Here is a 21,073-nt window from a genome sequence, read left to right on the forward strand (position 1 = left end):
CGCCGGGGGCAGCGAGGGTCTCACCCCATGAGGCCCACGACGGGACGACAGTTTTTTCGCCGCCGATCCTATAGAGTGCCGCCGTGCTCGATCTCACGCCTCAAGAGCTGACCGCGATCGGCTTGAGCCTGAAGGTGGCGAGCTGGGCCACCCTCGTGGCGCTGCCTCTTGCCGTCCTTGTCGCTCTGCTGCTGTCCCGATGCCGGTTCCCCGGCCGTCTCCTGCTGGGCGCGCTGGTGCTGCTGCCGCTCGTGCTTCCGCCGGTGGTGACCGGCTATGCGCTCCTGCTGCTGTTCGGGCGGCAAGGGCCTCTCGGGTCCTGGCTCGCCGACAATCTGGGACTGATCTTCGCCTTCCGCTGGACCGGCGCTGCACTCGCCGCCGGCGTGATGGGCTTCCCCCTCATGGTGCGCGCCATCCAGCTCTCCGCCGAGGCCATGGACCGGGGGCTGGAGGAAGCCGCCGGCACGCTGGGCGCCAACCGTCTCTTCGCCTTTCTCACCGTGACCCTTCCGCTGATCGCGCCCGGCATCATCGCCGGCGCCATACTGTGCTTCGCCCGGGCCATGGGCGAATTCGGCGCAACCATTACCTTCGTCTCCAACATTCCGGGCGAGACCCAGACGCTTCCGACGCTGATCTATACGCTCACCCAGGTCCCCGGGGGCGACGCAGCGGCGCTGCGCCTGACGCTTATCTCCGCTGCGATCTCCATCACCGCATTGCTGCTTTCCGAGGTCGTTGCGCGGGCGGTCGGACGGCGGGTGAAAGCCCCATGAGCATCGACTTCGAAGCAAGGGGCCGGATCGGCGATCTTGCGCTCGATGCGGCCTTCCGAAGCGACGGGCGGCTGACTGCTCTGTTCGGCCGCTCCGGAGCCGGCAAGACGACCATCGTCAACATCATCGCCGGGTTACGGCGGCTGCCTCATGAACGGGTGGTCGTGGACGGCGCGGTCCTGAGCGATACGGCGCAGGGGATCCGCCTTCCGCCCCATAAGAGGCGGATCGGCTACGTCTTCCAGGATGCGCGGCTATTTCCTCATCTCAGCGTCCGGCAGAACCTGCTCTATGGGCGATACTTCGCCCGTGGAGAGACGCGGACCGGTTTGGAGGAGGTCTGTGCCCTGCTCGGCCTGGAGCCTCTGCTGCAGCGTGGCGTGACGGCGCTTTCGGGGGGCGAGAAGCAGCGCGTCGCCATCGGGCGGGCACTCCTCGCCCATCCGCGCCTCCTGCTCCTGGACGAGCCCCTCGCCTCTCTCGACGAAGCGCGCAAGCAGGAGGTGATGCCCTATCTGGAGCGGCTGCGTGACGAGGCGGGCGTTCCGATCGTCTATGTCAGCCATTCCGTGGCCGAGGTCGCGCGTCTCGCGACCACGCTGGTGCTCGTCGAAGACGGCCGGGTCACCGGTCAAGGCGGCGCCCAGGACATGCTCAGCCGGCTCGATCTCGGCCTCGCGGAAGAGCGGGACACCGCGGCGGTGCTGGACGGAGTTGTCGCAAAGCATGACGAGGCGGTGGGGCTCACGACCTTGCGCACGCAGGCGGGGGAGCTTCGCGTTCCCCTCCTGGCTCAGAACGAGGGAACCCCGGTCCGTGCTTTGATCCGCGCGCGGGATGTGATGATCGCCACACGGCGGCCGGAAGGGCTGAGCGCCCTCAACGTTCTGCCGGGGGTGGTGAAGGAGATCGGCACCGCCCACGGGGCAATCGTAGAAATCACCATCGCGTGCGGAGAGGCGACGCTGGTCGCACGCCTCACCCGTTATTCAGTGGATGCGCTGAAGCTCGCGCCGGGCCGCAAGGTCTATGGGATCGTGAAGTCGATCGCCTTCGATCCGGCGGCCACGGGCGCTTTCCCAGGCTCCGAGAGCCGTTGAAGCGGCGCGCGGCCGCTTCCGCTCTTTCCGATCACTTGGTCTGGGGCGGATTCGCCTTCAGAGCCTCTTCGGTGGGCTTGCCATCCCAGACGGCAACGCCCCAGGGCAACCGGCCGACAGGCACGGACTTCACCGGCTTCTGGCTCGCGACGTCGATGACGGTGAGATCGTTGGTCAGACCGTTGGCGACGTAATAGGTCTTTCCGTCGGGCGACAGCTCTCCATGCCAGGGGCGCTGGCCCACAAGGATATAGTCCTCGACCTCATAGGTCTTGGTATCCACCACGGCGACGCGGTTGGCCGGGCCCAGAAGCACGTACATCTTCTTGCCGCCCTTCACGAAATCCATGCCCACGGGCTGGAGCAGCTCGGGGCGTACGCCCTCCACCTCGAAGCGGATGACGTGCTTGATCGTCCAGTCGGATGTGTCGATCACCGAGATGGTGCCGCCGACCTCCGAGGAGACCCAGACCTCCTTGCCGTCGTCGGTGAACTTGGCCTCGCGGGGACGCGTGTCCACGAGGACGTTGGCGATCAGCTCGTTGGTCGCATTGTCGATGACGTGAGCCATCGACGTGCTTTCGGAGGTGATGACCGTGTATTTGTCGTCGGGGCTCACGCCCACGCCTTCAGGCTCCACGCCTACGGGAACCTCGGCCAGCACCTCGCCGGTTTCGGTGTCCATGATGGTGGCGAGCGAGTCGTCCTCGTTGGCGATATAGAGGATCTTGCCCGAGGAATCGGTGGCCATAAGCTCCGGATCCGGACCGGAATTCAGGGTGTGGATGATCTTCAGCGACTTGACGTCGATCACATCGATCGTGTCGCCATCGCCGGCTGCCACGTAGAGCTCGTCGTTCTTCGGATTCTTGATGATGCCGCGGGGACGGCGGTGGGTCGGTACGGTCGCGATGGGCTTCAGAGTCTCGGCATCGACCACGGTGACCGTGTTGTCCTTTTCGTTGGAAACGAAAATGGTCGTTGCGAGAGCCGGCGTCACGACGCCAAGCGATAGGGCGGCAGCAGCGGCTGCGGTGATCAGGCGTTTCATCTCCACTCCCTTACGGATGTCCTTTTCCGGATATTCTTTTTCGACGTTGTTCCAGTTGATACCCGAGATACGTGCGGAACCCTAGTTCTGGTCGAACTCACATAGGGATTCGCGCTCGTCGTATCCAAGAGTGTCGGTCAGGTATTTCGGGTGCAGGAAACCTTCCTGGGGCGAGATGGTGACCACGGTGCGGCCGCCGGCCAGCAGGATCGGCTGGCGGAGCTGGTGGTTCCAGGAGCGGAAATTCATCGCCTCGCCCTTGTAGCCGGCGACCTTGTAATCGTCGCTCAGCATGACGTCGCGCAGATCCTTCACGCTGGTCTTGCCCGAGCGCACGGCCGCCTCGCCGATGGCACGGACCGCCAGCCAGGCGGTATAATCGCGCTCCACCGCGTTGCGGTCCGCCTTGTCGTTGACGGCGCGCTGGAAGGCCATGCCGCCATACTCCGTATAGGCATCGTCCCAGGCCACGGGCCGCAGACCCTGGGTGCCCACAACGGGCTTGGGATCGTAGCTTCGGAACAGCAGGTACTCGCCAAAACCGTCCTGGGTATCGGAGACCCAGATCACGTCGTAGTTGCCGGCGCCCTGAGTGGCGATGGGCATCTGGCTCTGCACCTGCTGATGGCCGGAATCGAGACGCCGGGAGCCCGTGTCGAACTGGTAGACGCGGTCTTCAACGATCTTGCCGCCATAGCGCTTCGCCGTCCGCTCGGTGGCTTTGGCGAATTGCTCGTCCTCGGGGGCCTTGCCCTTGATGAGAAACCAGCGGGGCCACTGCTTCAGGATAAGGTACTGGCCGAGCGCGTCGGCACGCATGGCCCAGCTCGGGATGATGTGGAGGGTGTTGAACCGGCAGTCCTTCTGGCGCAGGCGATCGGCGCTGTCTCGCACATTGAGGATGACCGAGCCCTTGGCCTCCGGCAGATCGGCGACCTTCAAAAGGTCGTCGGCCTCCAGATCGGCGATGATCAGCTTGTCGCCACCCTTCAGGACTTCCTTGGCCTTGGCCACGACGTCCCCATCGTTCGGAACGATGGCTTCGGTCAGCTCGAAATGCTGGCCCGTGAAGCGTCCGGTACGGTTGGTGTCGTCGATGCCGACGCGCGCGCCCTGGATGCCCTTATCGGTGATGATGGGTTCGGCGATGGTGAGGGGCGGCGGCTCGGCGTATTTCTTGCCGAGATAGACGATCTCGTAGTTCTTCTCGGCCTGCTTGGCCTTCTTCGCCTCTGCAGCCTTCTCCGCCTGCTGCTTGGGATCCATGCCTTCGGCTTCGATCCCCTTGCCCTTCTGAAGGGTGGACGGGTCGGGAAGCTGATTGGCCCGGGCCGGCGCGGCGGTATCCTGGTCCTGGGCGGACACTGGAGCAGGACCGCTCAGGGCGAGAAAGATCGCCAAGCACAGGCCGTGCTTGGCGATCCCAAACGTCTTGCGATTGTACGAACTCAGCATGCTGCGAGACCCACAATCAGGCAGTTGCCACTAGTCGAAAGTGGGCGGAGGCGGAACGTTGGACTTGCCACCCGGCACGGAGGACGGGTTGACGCTCCGGATCCACGCGATGATCTTCCAAAGATCATCGGAGGTCTTGATGGACGGACCCATGGCCGGCATCGGGCCAACCACGTTCTCGGAACCGACACGCTTCATGCCGTACTGGTCCTGCAGAGCCTGACTTCCCAGTGTCACGAGGCGGAACAGGGTGTCGTCGTCCTTGCCGTAAACCCAGACGGAGTTGGTCAGAGGCGGGCACATGCCGCCGCCACCGCCGCCGCCATGGCAGCCGTTGCAGCTCAGGCCCATGTAGATCTTATGGCCTTCGTCGGCGACCTTCTCGTAGTCCTTGTCGTAGGGGCTGTGGAGGGAGCCTTTGTCCTTATACCGCTCGACGGCTTTCACCGGCGACATGGTCCAGTCGGCACCGGCGGCCCACGACTCCATATTCACACTTGCCACGCCCAGCAGACAGATCGCCAGGGCGGCGAAACCGATAATCAATTTGCGCACAGTCACGTTTCCTCATCTGGTCTAGTTCGTTGTTGTTAGACGGCCCGGGAGAGTTTCCCATATCCGCCAAACCTTTCCCGGCCAACCAGGAAAGACGACCTGGACGATCCATACCATATGGCCGCCCCACCCCGAAAGGCTAACCTCCTGTAGAATGGCGGGAAACCGTACGAAACGGTTACTCTTTCTACATTTTTCAGGACGGGGAAGCCAGGCGCAGACACCGTGGTCAAGCCCTCGACCGGGCCGTCATCCCGCCATGCCCCGGCGCGGCCCAATCCTTGCCGGCGAGCCATCGGCCCGGAATTTTCCATGTCTCCCGCCGGCGCTTCCGGCACGGCCCAAAGCCGCACGGGTGGGAAAAATCCCCGCAAATCGGCCGATAGGCTTGAAGTATCATGGGGCATGCAAGCCTCCGCGAGGGGTTCAAACGAGATGAACCCGAGTTGACATGCCTCTCATAGCCTAGATCGCGAGGCTTTTGCCTGCGACCTTCTGACCGATTATCCGGAAGCGGCCCGCGTGGGCCGGACATCTCTACACCCGCATATCTTTCGTGACAGCGGCTGGGTCTCACGGCGACTTCATTTCTTCGTGAAGGCATCTCGCGGGATCGTCCGACGGACGGCGTTTTTCTTTGAGAAACTTTCGATCATCTCAAAAGAAAGGCCGCGCCCGATGGGCGCGGCCTTTGCCGAGACTGCCTGTTCGAATGCGGGACTCCCGCCAGCAAGCTATTGCTTCGCCGTTCCCTCATCCTTGGTATCGCTCTGGGCGCGCTTCTGGTTAAGCGCCCGGCCCAGCACGGTGATCGCCTGCTCGGCCGCCTGGGCGTCGTTGAGCTTGGCCACGTCCAGGGCCGTCTGGCCCGAGCTGTTTTCCGCGTCGATATCGGCGCCGGAATTCAGCAGGAGGCCGATGACGGGAGCGTTATCCCGGGCGGCCGCAATCATCAGCGGTGTGGTGCCCGCGCTCGACTTGGCGTTCACGTCGGCGCCCTTCTTGATCAGCTCGCGGGCCAGATCGATCGGCCGCGTGCTGCCGGGAAGGAACATGGCGCCCTCAGCCGCCCGCTGCTTGGCCGAAACGATCATCAGCGGCGTCAGCTCTTCGTCTCCGACGGCCGTATCGATCTCAGCACCGGCGTCGAGCAGCAATTTGGCCGCCTCATACCGTTGCTCCTCGATGGCCAGCGCCAGAGGCGTATAGCCCTCAGCGCTCTTCTTGTTGAGGTCTGCACCACCGTCGATCAAGGCCTTGGCGGACTTCACGTCGTCGCGAAGGATGGCGTAGAGAAGCGGCGTCATGCCGACATCGTCCGGCTCGTCCGGATTCGCACCGAGCTCAAGCAGGAGCTCGACGGTTTCGGGGCTCTTCGAGCTTGCCGCCATGTGGATCGGCGCGCTCCCCTGATTGTTGAAGGCGTCGATCTTGGCGCCCTGCTCAACCAGAAAGCGGATGCGGTCGGGATCGTTGGCAGTGACTGCGTTGAACAGCTCCTGGGTCGGATCCGCTCCGTCGGCGAGCCACTTCTCGAGCTTCTCCTTGGTGACGCGCTGGTCGTCCGAGGCAAGCTCCGGATGGGCCTTGAACTCGGATTGGGGGATCGCCGTGTAGGTGCCGTGGGACGGGAGATCGCCCGCGATATAGCACTTGCTGCACTGGACGAGCGGCACGCCGTAATCCCGCAGCACCTGCTCGATCTCCCCCTTCTTATCGTCGAGGGCGAAATCGAGCATGTATTTCAGGAGCACGTCGGTCTCCCGGACACCGAGCGCCAGGGAAAACTCGAGCGGAACCGTGTCATCGTCCAGATTGACGGGTTTGATCTGGACGTCCTCGCCCTTGATGGTCTTGACCCAACCGGCGAAGGGTCCCCAGACGCCGGCAACATCGACTTCGCCGTCGATGGCACGCTGGATCACGTACCAGGCTGATGCTCGGGAACGAGATCGCCGTCATGGCTCTGGGTCTGCTTGACGACGTTCTTGTAGATTCCGCGCTTGTTGAAGGCCTGACGGAGCGCGGAGGTCTGGAACACGCCAATCTTGAGGTCCTTGAGCTTGGGATCGTCGAGCCCCGAGATTTCGAGATTCTCTTTGGTCGGCCAGACGAGCACATAGGTCGAGCGATACAGGGGATCGGTGGTCAGCAGACGGTCATAGTCGGCGGGGATGTCGAGCATGACATCGCACATGCGCTGACTGAAGGTCTCGCGGGTGAGGCCGCGCTCGATGAACGGGCGCCAGTGATAGGTGATCTTTGCGCCGAGCGCCTTACCGAGGATGTCGACGATCTTATTCTGGAAGCCGTCCTCGTTGATGCTCGACAAAGGCATGTTGCCCGGATCGGCGCAAACGTGGAGCTGCTTGAGCCGCTTATCCTTGTAGGCGGCCTTGGCGGCGGCCCGGGTCGCGATCTTCTCAGCCGGGCTGAGCTCTTCGTAGGTCTTGTCGAGCTGACGCGCCAGGGGCTCTTGGGCGGCCGCCTGCTGAGATGCAAGGGCGCTCACACACAAAGCGCTGGCGAAGAGGAAGGCGTGCGATCGTCTTAAGGCCATAGGATGCTCACTCACTGCCGTTGGGCGAGCCTGCCGCGAGGGTCCTATGAGATGCTCAGAAGACGGTCCGGCAGAAATCCCGCGCTGTGGCTTCTACGCTCGCGCGGGGCTCACCGATCAACATAAGGCTTAAATAAGAAGTGGCGCCCGATGCCACAAGGACATCGGGCGCCTGAACCTAAAGCGTGCTTTCGATTACTCGAAGACGCGGAAGGTATTGAGCGAACCGCCCTGGGGGATCTTGTCCAGGTTGGCTGCCTTGGTCATGGCCGTGGCACCGATGGCACCGAACTTGTCGTTCAGGTCCAGACCAGCGGTGACGGGCAGGCCGATCCAGCCGCCGATACCGGAGAAGACCGACACGTACTGCTTGCCGTCCACCTTGTAGGTGATCGGGTTGCCGATGATGCCGGAACCCAGCTTGCGGCTCCAGGCGATCTCGCCGGAGTCACGGTTGACAGCGCGGAAGTCACCGCCCAGCGAACCGTAGAACATCAGACCACCGTCGGTGACCATGGTGCCGCTCCAGTTCGGATACTGGTCCGGAATCTCCCAGACAGTCTCGCCCGACAGAACGTCGAACTTCTTGATCTTGCCAGTCACGCCAGGCTTCTCAGGATACATGTACACGTTCGCGAACACATAGACAGTGCCCTGGTTCGTGTGCGTGCGCTCCTGCGGCTCGAGCTCCATGCACCAGTTGTTGGTGGGCATGTAGAAGATGTTCGGCTCTTTCGGGTCGACAGAACCAGGCTGCTGGTCCTTACCACCCATAGCCGACGGGCAAGCCTGAACGTTACGGCCAACCTCGAGCGGAGAATGCTCGCGGACCTTGATCGGACGACCGGTCTTCAGGTCGATCTTCTCAGCCCAGTTCGTGGTCACATACTTGTGAGCCTGAAGCAGGTCACCGTTCGTGCGATCCAGAACGTAGGCAAAGCCGTTACGGTCGAAGTGGGTGAGAGCCTTCACGTCCTTACCATCGATTTTCATCGTGGTGAGGAAGTTCTCGTTGATGCCGTCATAGTCCCACTGGTCGAACGGGGTCATCTGGTAAGCCCAGACAGCCGTTCCGTCCTCGACCTTGCGAGCAAAGATGGTCATCGACCACTTGTTGTCGAACTTGCCGACGCCTTCACCCAGCTCGTCCGGGTTCGTGGCGTTGCACTCTTCGTGGCTCTTGTCCGGGCAACGATACTGGGGGCTCCACAGACCGGGGTTACCGGTGGAGTAGTAGACCAGCTTCAGGTCCGGATCGTAGGAGTACCAACCCCAGGCAGCGCCGCCACCGAGCTTGTAGTCATCGCCCGGGAACGTCTTGACGCCGAGGTCCTTGCCGGCCAGGCCGTACTGCGGGTTGTCCTTGTTGGTGTTCTCATCAAGGCAAACCTGCTCGTCCGTACCCGTCGAGTGGCAGAGCCAAGCCTGCTTACCATCCTCAAGATTGTAAGCAGTCATACGACCGCGAGCAGCGAACTCGTCGCCACCGAAGCCGATGAGCACCTTACCGTCGGCAATCAACGGAGCCGGGGTGATGGTCTCACCACGCTCGGGCCAGGCGCTCTTGACGACCCAGACTTCCTTACCGGTCTGTGCGTCAAGCGCGATCAGCCAGCCGTCCAGGGTGCCATAGACGAATTTGCCGTCGGCGTAGGAACCGCCACGGTTGACGGTGTCGCAGCAAGCCCGCGGGATAGCGGATTCGTCACGGTCCGTCGTCTTGACGTAGTGCCAGACCTGCTTGGGGTGATCCGGATCGGTCAGATCGAGAGCCTGGACAACGTTACAATTGGCCATCGACGGGCAACCGCTGATGAAGAACATCATCGTCTTGCCGCCAACGTCCTTGATCACGAGGGGCTGACCTTCGTGACCGCGAAGAGCACCGGTCGACTGGTTCCAGATCATCTGGAGGTTGTCGACGTTGTCAGTGCTGATGTCGCTCAGCTCACTGTGCGGGTGAGAGAAAAGTCACGACCAGGGGCAGGCCACTGATCGGGATCCTTCATCCGCTCAAGCTGCTCGGCATCGGTATCGACTGCCATAGCCTGACCTGTGAAGGCGACCATCATCGCGACGACGCCTCCCAGCACCAGACCATATTTTCCGTACTTCATCTCTGTCTCCTCTCCCTAAGCTACTCAGTTCAGAGATAATGCTGAGTTCGCTGTGGCCGGCCTGAGGGCCCTTTTTGGCTTATGCCCTTACGGGGGAACCAGGCCCGACCGAGTTCCGAGAATTGGCTGAGGTTGCCCGAAAGCGCTTATCTGATCGAACGCGCCAATTTTTTCTTGGGCCCGCTGACGACGACACCACTTTGTGACACCTCACGAGGACTGCAGCTTTCCGCCGCAGAGCAAATTTGTCCAATTGAAAAGTGGAAATTGGACGCAACGCTCATTGGCAAGCTGCCCCCTCATCATTGCCAAATGTATCCTGTTTGCAAGTGAAAAGTGCCGTTCGGTCGCACCCCTTTCGGGACAATTTCCTATTGCGCCGCAACATATTACGGACTCGAACAAATGTGCCTCAGAGCCGGCACGAAAGGCGCAAGCATCTGAATCATCTTGCTTTTAGGTGATACCCAAAAGGTGGCAGCGAGCCTGTCACAGGCGATGACGCGGTGCGGATAACTTCCCGACAAGATTGCCAAAGTTTGCAATCGGTCGATTGGGGTAGCCGATCAACCGATTGCAACCCGCCGCGACTCACAGGACCTGGAGCGCGGCGGCTGCCTCGCCTCAGGACCAGGCCTTGGGCGGCTTGGCTGAGCTTGACGGCATGTGCTGGATGGCGATCCTCATCAGCTCCGCCAGGGTGCGTACCCCAAGCTTCGCCTTCAGCTGGGTGCAGGTGTTGGCGACGGTCTTGTAGCTGACATGGAGCTGTTCGGCGATGACGCCGTAGGGCTTGCCTTCGGCCACCAAGGCCAGGGTCTGGAGCTCGCGCACGGTCATCTTCTTCAACGGGTTCGAGGTGCCGCGCGCCTCCATGAAGGCGACCTCGGAGGCGAGGTCGTGGCTGATATACGGCTTGTTCTCCCGCACTTTCTGGAAGGCCTTCAGCACCTCTTCCGAGGATGTGTCCTTCAGCACGTAGCCCGTGGCGCCGACTTCCAGGGCGCGGCTGACGATCACGGGGTCAGAATGCATGGTGAAGACGAGAATCGGCGTGGTGGTGTCGTGCAGGCGAAGCCGGCGGATGAAGGACAGGCCTCCCAGGGCGCCCGTGCGCATGGCCAGATCCACGATGAGCACGTCGGGCTTCTGGTTGCGGTAGAGGCGGAAGCCGTCCGCGAGACTCTGAGCCTGGGTGATCTCCGAGACGCCGGAATCCTCCAGCAGCTGCCGGCAGCCCTGCAGGACGATGGGATGGTCATCGATGATAAGCACGCGTGTCACGACAGTCCTCCAACGAGCTCAGATGTTTTCGCTTTTGTTTCAGGCTCCGCTTGCAGCGGAATTTCGATCAGCAGCCGGGTGCCCCGGGTCCGGCTGCTCGAGATCTCGCAGGTGCCGTCGAGAGCGCGGACCCGTTCGTTCATGGTGGTCAGCCCGAAGCCCTTCGGGGTGGCGGGCGGAATCCCCTCCCCGTTGTCACGCAGGCTGAGGCGGAGAAGCGGCCTCCCGGGGATGTCCCCCTCGGGCTTGCCCTGCCCCTCTCCGAGATCGATGAAAATGCGCTCCGCATGGCCATGGCGGATGGCGTTGGTGACGCCTTCCTGGATGCAGCGATAGATTGTGAGGTCGGTCTGCTCGCCATAGCTCGGTGCCAGCTCGCCGATATTGGCGTTGATGTCGGTGTCCGGGTGGCTGCGCTGATGGCTCGCGATGAGCTCCTCCAGAAGGTCCGACAACTTCACCTGGCCGAGCGGCCCCGGCCGCAGACGCTTGATGAGACCGCGGTTCAGCTGCTTGAGGCGCTCGGTAATGGAGAGGATCTCCCCGGCCCGGCGCTCGATCTCCTTGGTCGATTTCTGGTCCGGGCCTTTCATGCGCTTGAGGGACGACGCGTTGGCGGTGATGCCGAACAGGCAAGGCCCCGCCTCGTCGTGCAACTCGTTGGCAATTTCCCGGCGCTCGCTCTCCTGCACGGAGATCAGCTGTCGGTAGAGATTCGAGTTCTCTTCCTGGGCGACATCCAGAGCGCCGGCCAAAGTATTGAAACTATGGGTGATCACCGCAAGCTCACGTACCTTCGGCAGGGGCAGGCGGGTGGCATAGTCGCCGCTTTCGAGATTGGCCATGCCGTGGGCGAGATTGGCCAGAGGCTTCAGGAGGCGGCCCAGCACGAAATAGAGCAGACCGAGGATCAGAAGCTCCAGGCCCAGCCAGATCATCACGAGGGCGGAAAAGTCCGACCAGGCCTCGGCAATCTCGTCCGCGGGCTCGCCGACGATGATCACGGGGTTCATGCTGTCGGTCGTAACGACGCGAACGGCCCGGTCGACAAGGCGCGGGCGCACCAGCTCGGCGTACCATTCGGGCGCCCGGCTTTCCTCGGGGGTCAGGCCACGACTGTCCTGAGGCGCGACCTCGGTGAAATGGCCCATGGAATCGATAAACATGATGCGCACGTGGCGCAGATGCTTGAGCTGGACGGGTAGCTGGTCGCGAAGCTCGCCGAGACGGCCCTGGGCGGCCAGATCGCGCACCGTGGCGGCGACCAGGCGCTGGGCGACATCCAGGGAGGCGCCGATCTCCACCTTGGTGGCGGTGCGGGTATTTAAAATGGACACGGCACCGGCGATCAGCGCCGCGATCAGATTGATCACGCCGACAGCCACCAGGAGCTGGGTCCGCACCGGGCGGTCGTACCAAACTCTCTGCCAGAACCGCTGCAACACGCTTCTCCGTGTCCTTCACAACCAGGGGTTTCCAAGCCTCGCCGCCAAGGGCTCCGCGTTTCCCTCTCGCCGGGGTAACTTTTACTAGTAGAGCCTCGGGCAAGAGCGCTGCCAGAGACGGGATTATGCTTAATCTTCAGCCCCGCAAACCTTGGGGCAGAAAGATCGTGCCTTCCGTACACTGGAAGACCTATGGGCGGAAAAAGGCAATGGGAGGTTTGCCAAACTCGTTGCCAAATGTTCCCGGTCCTGAAATGGCGCCATGTCACGACATCGGGCGCTTCAGGCGCACTGAAAAGCCCGCGAAAGCCGATAATGGGCTATCCGCGGTTCGCAATGGATGGGCCAATCGACCTGCCGGGCCGATGGAACTCTAAGGGTTCCTCAGTCATTGGCAGGGAAGAGTTTGCATCTCACGAAGGGGATGCACTCGCGATGTCTCCACCCATATCGCCGAGGTGGCGACCCATCGCGTTTCGATGCCCACATAAGAAAAAGCTCAAATAAGCGGCATTTCCATTTGGATTTTCGGCGATTTTTTACGTCTGCGCGTGCAGTGTCCCGGGTGCAACCGGCAATGTTGACCGGGTAATTCTGCTCACGGCAGCGGGATTACGGCTTATAGGAGGAGACCCCATGAAAGTAGCGATGATTGCAGTAACGGCCCTCATGCTCAGCAGCGGCGTGGCCCTGGCCGCCGATGATGGCGACCCGTCCGGCCGTCCTGGCAAGGTGCTGGATTCCGATCAGTGCCAGGCTGTTTGGGACATGACCGAGCGCGATGGCGACACCCTGTCGAAGGACAAGGCCGTCGATTTCGTCGTGAATTATGAGATGGTCGACACCGACGGCAGCGGCGATATCTCTTCGGACGAATTCAAGGCCGGCTGCAGCAAGGGCTGGATCAAGCCGAAGGATGGCACGGACGCCGAGTAGCACGTCGCTATTCGCGGGCGGCTTGAAACAAGCCGCAATCCGCTTCCAATGACTTCAGAGGCCGTTCCCCGCTCCGATGATTGATGCGGGGGCGGCCTCTTTTCGTTCGGGCCGCAGCCTGTCGATATCCTGCCGCGATCGCCCTACCCGCTCGCTCCGAATGGCTTGCCTGTGCCGCTACATCCGGCCGGCCAGGGTATCCATCTCGCATTTCGACTCAGGCTCGTCATAGCCCAGTGTATCGGTCACGTGGCGGGGATGGAGGAAACCTTCCTGGGGAGAGGTCGACACCAGAGCCCGCGGCGCGGCGATCAGCAGGGGCTGGCGGAGCTGGTTGTTCCAGGGGCGGAAGGAGAGCCCCTTCCCCTTGAACCCCGCCACCGTGAAATCGTCCGACAGGAAGTAATCGCGCAACTCTGGCGCGCTGGTCTTGTGTGACCGCAGAGCCGCCTCTCCGATCGCCCGGACGGCGAGCCAGCCGGCATAATCCCGCTCGGTCATATAGCGGTTCTCGGCCCGCTCGAAGCGGTTCTGCAGCTGGCTGCCGGCGAACTCCTCATAGGCGCGATGCCAGGCCGTCGCCGTGAGACCCTGGGTTCCGACGACAGGCCGCGGGTCGTACACGCGATAGGGCAGATATTCGCCGAACCCTTCCACGGTGTCGGCGACCCAGACCACGTCATGCTCGGGGGCCGCCTGGGTGGCGGCGGGCATCTGGGTCTGGATCTGCTGGTGGCCGGAATCGGCCCGCTTGTTTCCCGCCTCGAACTTGTAGGCGCGCTCCTCGACAATCTTGCCGCCGAAGCGACGCGCTGCCCGCTTCACCGCCTTGGCGTAGGCGATATCGGAGGGCGCGGTGCCCTTCAGCAGGAACCATTTGTCCCAGTTCTTCCAGACCAGATACTGGGCCAGTGCGTCGGCCCGCATGGCGTTGCTCGGCATGATGTGGAAGACGTTATGCCGGCAGGATTTCTGGCGCAGGTCGTCGTCGCTGGAGCGGATGTTGAGGATCAGCGCATTGTTCGCCCCCGGAATATCGGACAGGGCGAGGAGATCGTCCGGTTCGAGATCCGCCACGATGAGATCCTGCCCTGCGGCGAGCAGCGGCTTCGCCTCCGCCGCGATATCGGCATCGCGCGGCAGCTTCACCTCCTCCAGGCTGAAATGCTGGCCGAGAAAGCCGCCGGTCCGGTTGTTCTCTTCGATGGCGACGCGCGCACCGGCAACGCCCTGGTCCTCGATCTCCTTGTCGAGCAGGGAGAGCGGGATCGGCTCATCGTAATCTTTGGTGAGATAGGTGATGGCGTATTCGTTGCCGGGTCTGGCGCCGCCTTCGCCGGATGTTGCAGGCTTTCCCGCCTGGTCGCCGGAAGGCGCGGCAGCGATCAACCCTGCCGCGAGAGCGAGGGCCGCCGCGCGGCCGAAGGAGCGCATCTTGAGCATCGGAATCGCCTTCTATCCTCGGGATCGTGGGGCGGCGCCGGAGCATGGCTTCCCGTTGCGCCGCCGCAGCGAGACGGCGGATGCTGGGCCGCCGCCTCGCCGCATCTGGAGGCTGCGAGGGTAGCGGAAGCGGCCGGGGTGACGCTTTCCAAACCCGGAGGCGAACTCTTCTCGCGAGGCTTGCCGATTTGTCCCGACGGCGCAGGCGCAAGATTTGTCAGTTTGTCGGTGCGGCGGGGTTTTCCGGCGCGATCACCGCAAGGCTTCTGGCGCCGTCGCCGATGTCGATGCGGGTGAATTCCTCGCCCGTCTCGGTGTTGAGCACCGAGATGTCGCCGGAGAACCAGTTGATGATGTAGGCCTTCCGGCCGTCCGGCAGGATGGCCACGCTCTCCGGGTAGCGGCCGACGGTGACCCGCTGCACGACCTCGAGGATCTCTCCATCCAGATAATCGACGGTGCCGGATTGCTGGTTGGCGACGAGTGCCCTGGTTCCGTCCGGCGTGACGGCGACCCCATAAGGCATCTTGCCAGTCCGTACCGTGCCGAGCTCCTGCAGGCCTGTGGTGTTGATCACCGTGACGTCGGCGCTCTTCACATTGGCCACATAGAGCCGGTCGCCCTTCGGCGACGCGGCGAGCGCGAAGGGCGATTTCCCCACGGCGACCGTGGCGATCACCGAGAGCCGTTCCGTATCGATGACGCTGACGCTGTCCCCTTCCCGGTTGGCGACGAAAATCCGGCCGCCACGGGCCGGTGCGACGAGATGGGCTGGCGACTTCCCGGTGCGGATCTCGGCTTCCTTCCGGCAGGTGCCGGCATCGAGCACCGTGACCAGGTTGCGGCTCCAATCAGTGACATAGAGCCGCCCGTCATCCGTGGCCGCGATCCCGAAGGCTCGCCCTTCACCTCGCAGATGCGGGAGGAGCGAAGGTCCGCGCCTTCCAGCACCGTGATCTTGCCCTCATCGGGATGGGTGATGAAGAGGCGCTTGCCGTCGGGGGCGGCCGCGATGACCGCCGGCCCCGGGGCCACGTCGAGGGTCGAAACAACGCGGTCGGACATCGTGTCGACCACGGAGACGGTCCCGGCATCCTGATTGGTGACGTAGAGCAGCGGGTGGGCGCCGTCCGCCTGGCGCGCCGTGGCACTGCCGCTCAGGCCGAACAGACAGACAACGACTGCGCCGATCCTGATCAGCCCCTGGATGCCGGTGGTCGCCATGGCGCCTACTCGCCCCCTTCGACTTTCGCCTTCAACCCTTCGAGCCCGGTTTTAAGGAACTCGTCCATGGCTGCAATAGCAGCCTCGTCATTCTGAGACTCGGATGGGAAGTTTCCGGTGTCGGCGCGGTAAAAGCGTCCGATCCAGCTTACCTCGCTGCCGCCATCGGCCGGGTTCACGTCCAGGGTCGCGGAATAGAAGCTGACCGGGAAGTGCTCGATGTCCGGCGTATCGAGACGATAGGAGTAGCTCATCTCCTCGTCGGAACTGTCGTCGAGGCTGTCGACCAGCTTTCCGCCGTCCTTGAGGGTGACGGTGCGGGTGCCGTCGGCGGTCTCCACCGTCTCCACCATGGGATGCCAGTCCGCCATGCCGCCGAACTCCTTGGCGATGGCCCAGACCTTCTCCGGCGGGGCATCGATCACGATGGTCTGCTCCGCCTTCTTGGGGGTCGGGCCATGGGCCAGCGCAGGCGACACGGACATGAGAAGCAGCGCCGCGGCGCCGAGAACGAGGTTTCTTACAAGCATGCGAATCCTTCTTTCATTTTGATCTTGGCGAAGAGGTTGGAGGTGTGGCCGTTCGAGGCCGGGGCTTTGCGAAAGACCCTCTCCTTCAGCGGAACCGCGCCGTAGAGAAGGACGAGCAAAAGAAGCGCGAGGCTTGCCGGATACGGCCGGATATCGGTGGCGACGACGACCTCCCGGGGCTGCGCGGCGCGCTCGACGTCCGAAACGAGGCGGCCGGCGCTGGTCATCTCGGCATAGGCAAGCCCGGTCTGAGCGGCGATAGCCTTGAGATGCTCTTCCTTGAGTTGGCCGAGATGCTCGTTCCCTTCCTTCATGTCGCCGAAGGGATTGTTGCGGGGGTGATAGCCCGGCCGCTCCTTGGCGGTGGGCGGGGCCATGCCGAAGCGGGATTCCTGAAGCACGTCGTCGGGGCCGTAGACGCCGACCTCGTTGCCCTTATCGTCGAATTTCGGGATGGGGGTGAGCTCGCGCCCGCCGACGCCGACGAGAAGGCCTTTCACCTCGCCGGGCTTTCCCTCGAACGGATCCATGCCGGTATAGGGCAGCGGCGGCGCCTCGTGCCCGTCGGTCATGAACATCAGGCTCGCATCGAGACGGCCGGCCAGGTCGATGGCGCGGTGGACGCCCTTGGTGATGTAGCTGTCCGCGTCCCAGGCCATGCGCCAGTCGATGCTTTCGATGGCGGCATCGATGGAGGAGAAGTTCTCGCAGACCTCCATGGGATCGAAGAGCACGAAGACCCGGCGCTCGGCGAAGATGCCGAGACCGAAGCGGGACTGGCACGGGAGGCCGGCGACGAATTCCGGCAGGATGGTCTCGACGGCTTCCAGGCGGCTGACCGTTTTGCCTGCGAGGGACACATCGCGGGTGTTCATGCTCATGGTGATGTCGACAAAAGTCATGACATCATAGGCTTCGCGGGTGAGCCTGATCCTGGGCAGGAGCAATCCGGCGAGCAGCACCGCGAGCGCCAGGGCGACGAGCCAGAAGCGTAGATCGCGAAACGCAGGACGCCCGGCGAGCCATTTCATGGGGCACCTCGAGGCACGCCGGGCAACTCCATCCAGAGCCGCGTCTCGGGCTTCTCGCCCTCATCGTCAGCGGGGGCTTCGGCCTGCGGCAGGTCGCGCACCAGGCGCATGGCCACGGCGAGGTTGAACTTCGCATCCCATGCCTCCGGCTGAAGCTGGAGGGCGCGGCGATATTCATCCTTGGCGAGATTCACCAGGGAGATCGCCTTGGCGAAGCTGCCCCGGTCGATAAAATCGTAGGCGGCACGCATCCGCGCATTTGCCATGTTGAACAGAAGGTCGGCGCGGTCCGGATCGTCGGCGCGGAAACTCGCCTGATCGAGAATGGCCTGCGCGTCCGGCATGCGGTCGCGGGTCAGCACGTAGTAGCCGCGCGCTGCGAGCAGGCGCGAGGGCGCCTCGGTAAGATCGATTTCCACGTTTCGTCCCGCCAGCAGCGACGCGATCTCGGCATTGGTCTGGCGGACCGTCAGCCAGAGCCATCCGGTGTAGAGGCATGCCGCGACGCTGCCGACGAGCAGCAGCCAAAGCAGCAGACCGCGCATGGCGCCATAGGCCGGCATCCATTGGGCGAAGAGCGAGTCGTCCGCATGATCATCGGCGGCCGGCGCGTGTCGGGTGCGGTCGGTCTGAGCCATCAGCTTCGTCCTCCATAGACGTGGCGTGCGGAGGCGTTCGGCGCGGCGAGCCGCGTCTCGGCGAGCTTTGCGAGAAGCAGCAGGAGCATCGCGAAGGCGGCCACCCCGTAGGCGAGGCCGGAAAGGTCCTTCTGGGGGATGCGCTCCGAATAGCGGATGGGTCCGCGCTCCAGCCGGTCGATGGCGACGGTCGCCTCCTCAACGGCGGCGGGGTTCTCTGCCTCGAAAGCCTGGTAGGGAATGTTCAGGCTCTTGAAGAAGAGGTGCAGGTGGCGCTCGGGCATGGCGTAGGCCGTGTCCTGGTCTTTTGGCCCCGGCTCGTCGAACGGGCCGCTATGGCCCTCGGTGCGCAGGAATATCCAGTAGAGATTCACCGGGCGCTTGGTGAAGGCGGCGCGAAGCTGCTCTTGCACCTCGCGGTCGATCACCGCCGCACCGTCGGACACCAGCACGATGGCGCGACTGCCGCCGATATTGTCGACATTGCTCTCGATGTCCTCCTCGTGCATCGACAGCGCCATGGCGAGACCGCGGGCGACGTCCGTATAGGCGAGGCCCGGCAGGTCGATGGCATCGATGGCGGCGAGGGTCGCCGATTTATGATCGGAGAGCGGCAGCACGAACATCGGCGAGGTGGAGAAGGCGGCGACGCCGATCCGGTCGTGATCGCGCTTCCTGACGAAGTCCTTCAGCAAGGTCTTGGCGGCGGTGGATTTGGAGAACTCTTCTCCGGTGGGCACGCTGCCGGCGAAGGTGTTGTCCATGCTGGAGGAGCGGTCGAAAAGCAGCATGATTTGAGCACCCTCCCCCAGGCGTTCGATGCTTTGGCCGAGCCTGTGGAGTCCGGCGAGGCCCAAGATCAACGCGGCAATGGCGATGGCGCCGATAAGGCGCAAGCCGAATCCGATTGCCGTGGAGACCGGATCGCGATCGATCACGCGGAGCGAGGGATAGCTTTCGGCGGTCTGGGCGCCGAACAGGAAGGGCAGAAGCGCCAAGGGAAGCAACCATAGGAGGGACGGATTTGCGAAGGCGAGATCCATGGATCAGCTCCTCCGCTCCATGGCTCCGAGCTGCGAGGCAAGACTCGAAAGATCGCGCAGCGGCATGGCGGAGCGCGCCGCCTCGAGATCGCTCTTGAAGAAGGCAAGACGCGAGGCCCCGTAGAAGCGTCCGACCTCGGCCTGGCGAGATTGGAACCCCGGATGCTCCGCCAGGAATCCGGGCGCATCCTCGGCGAAGACGCGATGGCCCGCGGTCGCATCGAAGGCGCGGTGGAGGTCGAGGAGCGCGCCGCGATAAGCTTCGGGATCGTCCGCGTGGCGCTTCCGGCTCCCGATCTGGCGAGCGGCGACGGTGAAGGGTCGGGCGGCACGTTGGCGGAAAGGACCCCAGGCATAATGGTGGGCGAGCAGCACCAGGAAGAGAGCCACAGCGATGGCGGAGATCGCGAGCAGGATCGTGATCCGCTTGATCTTGAGCAGTTGCGGCGCGCGGTCGGGCTTCAGGAAGCCGACGGGTCCTTCCGGCGGTTCGGCCGTCTGGATCTCGCGCAAGGGCGACATGAGAAACGACCACTGCGGAATATGCGCGGTGGCCATGGAGCCATCGTCCTCTTCGCCGCCCTGCTCTGCGCCCGTGGGAGCGAACTGCAAGGTGAAGCCCGGCAGGTTCCGCCGCTTCACCTCAAGGGGCACATAGAAGGTCTGGTATGTGAGAGTGATGAGGTAGCGCCGTTCGCCGCCGTCTTCATCCGACTTGACCTTCACCTGGCGCAGATCGAGCCAATAGTTTAGCGCCCCTTCCGCCGGCACAGAGGCGTCCTGCAGATGGTAGCCGTCATCGATCGCGAGATAGATCTCCCGGGTGATCGTGTCGCCGGGGAAGTAGCCGAAATCGCGCGGGTGGCTATCGCGAATGGCATGGACGACGCCGGAGACGCCCTCCTCCGCGTGGACGGCGATCGGGGGCGCTGCCATTCCGGCGATCACAAGCAGCATCAAACCGAGCGCGATGTCGTGGAGCCGCCTCATGCCGCCTCCCCCATCAGATAATCGGTGAAGCGCTCCCAATCGACCGGTGTCTGGAGCTCGCACGGCGCTCGGCCGTAGCGCCGGGCGATGCGTCCGAGGGTCTCGCGCTGCGTGGCGGCTTCTGCGAGGAGCTTCTCGCGCAACGACGGCCGCATGGCGAGGAGACGCCGACGGCCGGTTTCCAGATCCTGCAAGGTGACCAGCCCCCAGGAGGGGAAGTCCTCGGTCTCCTTGGGATCGCGCAGGACGACGGGCACCACATCGTGCCCGGCCAGCGCTTCGAAGAGCCGCTCGATCGTGTCTGCGGGCAAATAGAAATCCGAGATCAGAAAGACGAGCTTTCTTCGTCCGGACAGGTAGCCGGCCGCCTCGAAGAGACCGTCGACGCTCCGCCCCGATGGCGCATAGCTCCGAAGCGCGCGGATCATTTCCGCTTCGCCCGCCCGGGAGCGCGTGGCCGGGATGAAAAGCTCGGGCACGATGGTCCGGTGTCCGCCGATGAGCCCGAAGGAGTCGCCGATGCGCCGGGAGGAGGCTGCGAGCGCGCCGCAGATATCGGCGACGGCCCGCATCTTCCGGCTGTCTCCGACGAAACCCATGGAGCCCGACAGGTCGACGAGGGCATAGAGGGTGATGGCGCTCTTCTGCTCGAAGCGCTTCACATAGAGATTGCCGAAGGGATCGCGCATGGAATGGCGGAGGTCGATACGGCGCGGGTCGGGCGAGCGAAGGAGCGAGACGTAATCGCGCAACAGACCGCCGGCGCCCTCGATGGTGCCCCGATGGGCGCCGATCCGGACGGCCGAGCTTCGCCATGCCAACCGATAAGGCAGATCGACGGAGTGCCGCGCTTCGGTTGGCTCCTGCGGCAGCGCGTCAGTCATTTCCCGAC

General features: G+C 63.5%; 20 protein-coding genes. 3 read left to right on the forward strand and 17 right to left on the reverse strand.

Annotated features, from left to right (window positions below; genetic code table 11):
- Positions 1-83: 83 nt before the first annotated feature.
- Entirely contained in the window at positions 84-779 is a 696-nt protein-coding gene (gene modB / locus A7A08_RS11435; protein ID WP_069095614.1) for a molybdate ABC transporter permease subunit, read from the forward strand.
- Positions 776-1,879, forward strand: a complete 1,104-nt coding sequence (gene modC, locus A7A08_RS11440; protein ID WP_069095615.1) for a molybdenum ABC transporter ATP-binding protein — start codon at positions 776-778, stop codon at positions 1,877-1,879. The genes modB and modC overlap by 4 nt, the downstream gene beginning before the upstream one ends.
- Before the next feature lie 31 nt (positions 1,880-1,910).
- On the opposite strand, the gene A7A08_RS11445 is transcribed toward modC, so the two are convergent.
- From A7A08_RS11445 to A7A08_RS11480, 9 genes are all read right to left on the reverse strand, one after another.
- Entirely contained in the window at positions 1,911-2,930 is a 1,020-nt protein-coding gene (locus A7A08_RS11445; protein WP_069095720.1) for a PQQ-dependent catabolism-associated beta-propeller protein, read from the reverse strand.
- An 81-nt stretch (positions 2,931-3,011) separates the two neighbouring features.
- On the reverse strand, positions 3,012-4,385 hold the full coding sequence (locus A7A08_RS11450; RefSeq protein WP_245290907.1) for an ABC transporter substrate-binding protein: 1,374 nt from the start codon (positions 4,383-4,385) through the stop codon (positions 3,012-3,014).
- A 30-nt stretch (positions 4,386-4,415) separates the two neighbouring features.
- A complete protein-coding gene (locus tag A7A08_RS11455) occupies positions 4,416-4,940 on the reverse strand; it encodes a c-type cytochrome (RefSeq protein WP_245290908.1) in 525 nt (174 codons plus the stop codon).
- 734 nt (positions 4,941-5,674) lie between these two features.
- Positions 5,675-6,865 (reverse strand): ankyrin repeat domain-containing protein, encoded by a 1,191-nt coding sequence (locus A7A08_RS11460; protein WP_069095616.1) that lies wholly within the window; start codon positions 6,863-6,865, stop codon positions 5,675-5,677.
- On the reverse strand, positions 6,862-7,500 hold the full coding sequence (locus A7A08_RS11465) for a hypothetical protein (protein WP_141693972.1): 639 nt from the start codon (positions 7,498-7,500) through the stop codon (positions 6,862-6,864). Before A7A08_RS11465 ends, A7A08_RS11460 begins: the two co-directional genes overlap by 4 nt.
- A 195-nt stretch (positions 7,501-7,695) precedes the next feature.
- On the reverse strand, positions 7,696-9,408 hold the full coding sequence (locus tag A7A08_RS11470; protein WP_245290909.1) for a PQQ-dependent dehydrogenase, methanol/ethanol family: 1,713 nt from the start codon (positions 9,406-9,408) through the stop codon (positions 7,696-7,698).
- Positions 9,409-9,443: 35 nt separating this feature from the next.
- Positions 9,444-9,617 (reverse strand): hypothetical protein, encoded by a 174-nt coding sequence (locus A7A08_RS16925; protein ID WP_245290910.1) that lies wholly within the window; start codon positions 9,615-9,617, stop codon positions 9,444-9,446.
- 624 nt (positions 9,618-10,241) lie between these two features.
- Positions 10,242-10,901: a response regulator transcription factor gene (locus tag A7A08_RS11475; protein WP_069095618.1), complete on the reverse strand. Its 660-nt coding sequence runs from the start codon at positions 10,899-10,901 to the stop codon at positions 10,242-10,244.
- Positions 10,898-12,343, reverse strand: a complete 1,446-nt coding sequence (locus A7A08_RS11480) for an ATP-binding protein (protein ID WP_141693973.1) — start codon at positions 12,341-12,343, stop codon at positions 10,898-10,900. The genes A7A08_RS11475 and A7A08_RS11480 overlap by 4 nt, the downstream gene beginning before the upstream one ends.
- Before the next feature lie 639 nt (positions 12,344-12,982).
- Between A7A08_RS11480 and A7A08_RS11485 the strand changes: the two genes are divergently transcribed.
- Entirely contained in the window at positions 12,983-13,282 is a 300-nt protein-coding gene (locus A7A08_RS11485) for a hypothetical protein (protein ID WP_141693974.1), read from the forward strand.
- Between the two features lie 177 nt (positions 13,283-13,459).
- On the opposite strand, the gene A7A08_RS11490 is transcribed toward A7A08_RS11485, so the two are convergent.
- From A7A08_RS11490 to A7A08_RS11530, 8 genes are all read right to left on the reverse strand, one after another.
- Positions 13,460-14,725 (reverse strand): ABC transporter substrate-binding protein, encoded by a 1,266-nt coding sequence (locus tag A7A08_RS11490; protein ID WP_069095621.1) that lies wholly within the window; start codon positions 14,723-14,725, stop codon positions 13,460-13,462.
- A 217-nt stretch (positions 14,726-14,942) separates the two neighbouring features.
- Entirely contained in the window at positions 14,943-15,554 is a 612-nt protein-coding gene (locus A7A08_RS11495) for a YncE family protein (protein WP_083226703.1), read from the reverse strand.
- A gap of 400 nt (positions 15,555-15,954) precedes the next feature.
- Entirely contained in the window at positions 15,955-16,479 is a 525-nt protein-coding gene (locus A7A08_RS11505) for an SRPBCC family protein (RefSeq protein ID WP_069095624.1), read from the reverse strand.
- A complete protein-coding gene (locus tag A7A08_RS11510) occupies positions 16,470-17,510 on the reverse strand; it encodes a vWA domain-containing protein (protein ID WP_069095625.1) in 1,041 nt (346 codons plus the stop codon). Before A7A08_RS11510 ends, A7A08_RS11505 begins: the two co-directional genes overlap by 10 nt.
- Positions 17,507-18,148 (reverse strand): hypothetical protein, encoded by a 642-nt coding sequence (locus A7A08_RS11515; RefSeq protein ID WP_083226705.1) that lies wholly within the window; start codon positions 18,146-18,148, stop codon positions 17,507-17,509. The genes A7A08_RS11510 and A7A08_RS11515 overlap by 4 nt, the downstream gene beginning before the upstream one ends.
- Entirely contained in the window at positions 18,148-19,191 is a 1,044-nt protein-coding gene (locus A7A08_RS11520; RefSeq protein WP_069095626.1) for a vWA domain-containing protein, read from the reverse strand. The genes A7A08_RS11515 and A7A08_RS11520 overlap by 1 nt, the downstream gene beginning before the upstream one ends.
- A gap of 3 nt (positions 19,192-19,194) precedes the next feature.
- On the reverse strand, positions 19,195-20,181 hold the full coding sequence (locus tag A7A08_RS11525; RefSeq protein WP_069095627.1) for an SDR family oxidoreductase: 987 nt from the start codon (positions 20,179-20,181) through the stop codon (positions 19,195-19,197).
- Positions 20,178-21,065 carry a DUF58 domain-containing protein gene (locus tag A7A08_RS11530; RefSeq protein WP_069095628.1) on the reverse strand — a complete coding sequence of 296 codons (888 nt, stop codon included), beginning with the start codon at positions 21,063-21,065 and terminating at the stop codon, positions 20,178-20,180. The genes A7A08_RS11525 and A7A08_RS11530 overlap by 4 nt, the downstream gene beginning before the upstream one ends.
- Positions 21,066-21,073: the final 8 nt, after the last annotated feature.

This window comes from Methyloligella halotolerans (assembly GCF_001708935.1).
Classification (GTDB): Bacteria; Pseudomonadota; Alphaproteobacteria; order Rhizobiales; family Methyloligellaceae; genus Methyloligella; species Methyloligella halotolerans.

Bases quoted from the DNA above. Each gene is read 5' to 3' on its own strand.
- modC (WP_069095615.1), top strand. From the start codon at position 776: ATGAGCATCGACTTCGAAGCAAGGGGCCGGATCGGCGATCTTGCGCTC.
- A7A08_RS11445 (WP_069095720.1), bottom strand. From the start codon at position 2,930: ATGAAACGCCTGATCACCGCAGCCGCTGCTGCCGCCCTATCGCTTGGC.
- A7A08_RS11450 (WP_245290907.1), bottom strand. From the start codon at position 4,385: ATGCTGAGTTCGTACAATCGCAAGACGTTTGGGATCGCCAAGCACGGC.
- A7A08_RS11465 (WP_141693972.1), bottom strand. From the start codon at position 7,500: ATGGCCTTAAGACGATCGCACGCCTTCCTCTTCGCCAGCGCTTTGTGT.
- A7A08_RS11470 (WP_245290909.1), bottom strand. From the start codon at position 9,408: ATGATCTGGAACCAGTCGACCGGTGCTCTTCGCGGTCACGAAGGTCAG.
- A7A08_RS16925 (WP_245290910.1), bottom strand. From the start codon at position 9,617: ATGAAGTACGGAAAATATGGTCTGGTGCTGGGAGGCGTCGTCGCGATG.
- A7A08_RS11485 (WP_141693974.1), top strand. From the start codon at position 12,983: ATGAAAGTAGCGATGATTGCAGTAACGGCCCTCATGCTCAGCAGCGGC.
- A7A08_RS11490 (WP_069095621.1), bottom strand. From the start codon at position 14,725: ATGCTCAAGATGCGCTCCTTCGGCCGCGCGGCGGCCCTCGCTCTCGCG.
- A7A08_RS11505 (WP_069095624.1), bottom strand. From the start codon at position 16,479: ATGCTTGTAAGAAACCTCGTTCTCGGCGCCGCGGCGCTGCTTCTCATG.
- A7A08_RS11510 (WP_069095625.1), bottom strand. From the start codon at position 17,510: ATGAAATGGCTCGCCGGGCGTCCTGCGTTTCGCGATCTACGCTTCTGG.
- A7A08_RS11515 (WP_083226705.1), bottom strand. From the start codon at position 18,148: ATGGCTCAGACCGACCGCACCCGACACGCGCCGGCCGCCGATGATCAT.
- A7A08_RS11520 (WP_069095626.1), bottom strand. From the start codon at position 19,191: ATGGATCTCGCCTTCGCAAATCCGTCCCTCCTATGGTTGCTTCCCTTG.
- A7A08_RS11525 (WP_069095627.1), bottom strand. From the start codon at position 20,181: ATGAGGCGGCTCCACGACATCGCGCTCGGTTTGATGCTGCTTGTGATC.
- A7A08_RS11530 (WP_069095628.1), bottom strand. From the start codon at position 21,065: ATGACTGACGCGCTGCCGCAGGAGCCAACCGAAGCGCGGCACTCCGTC.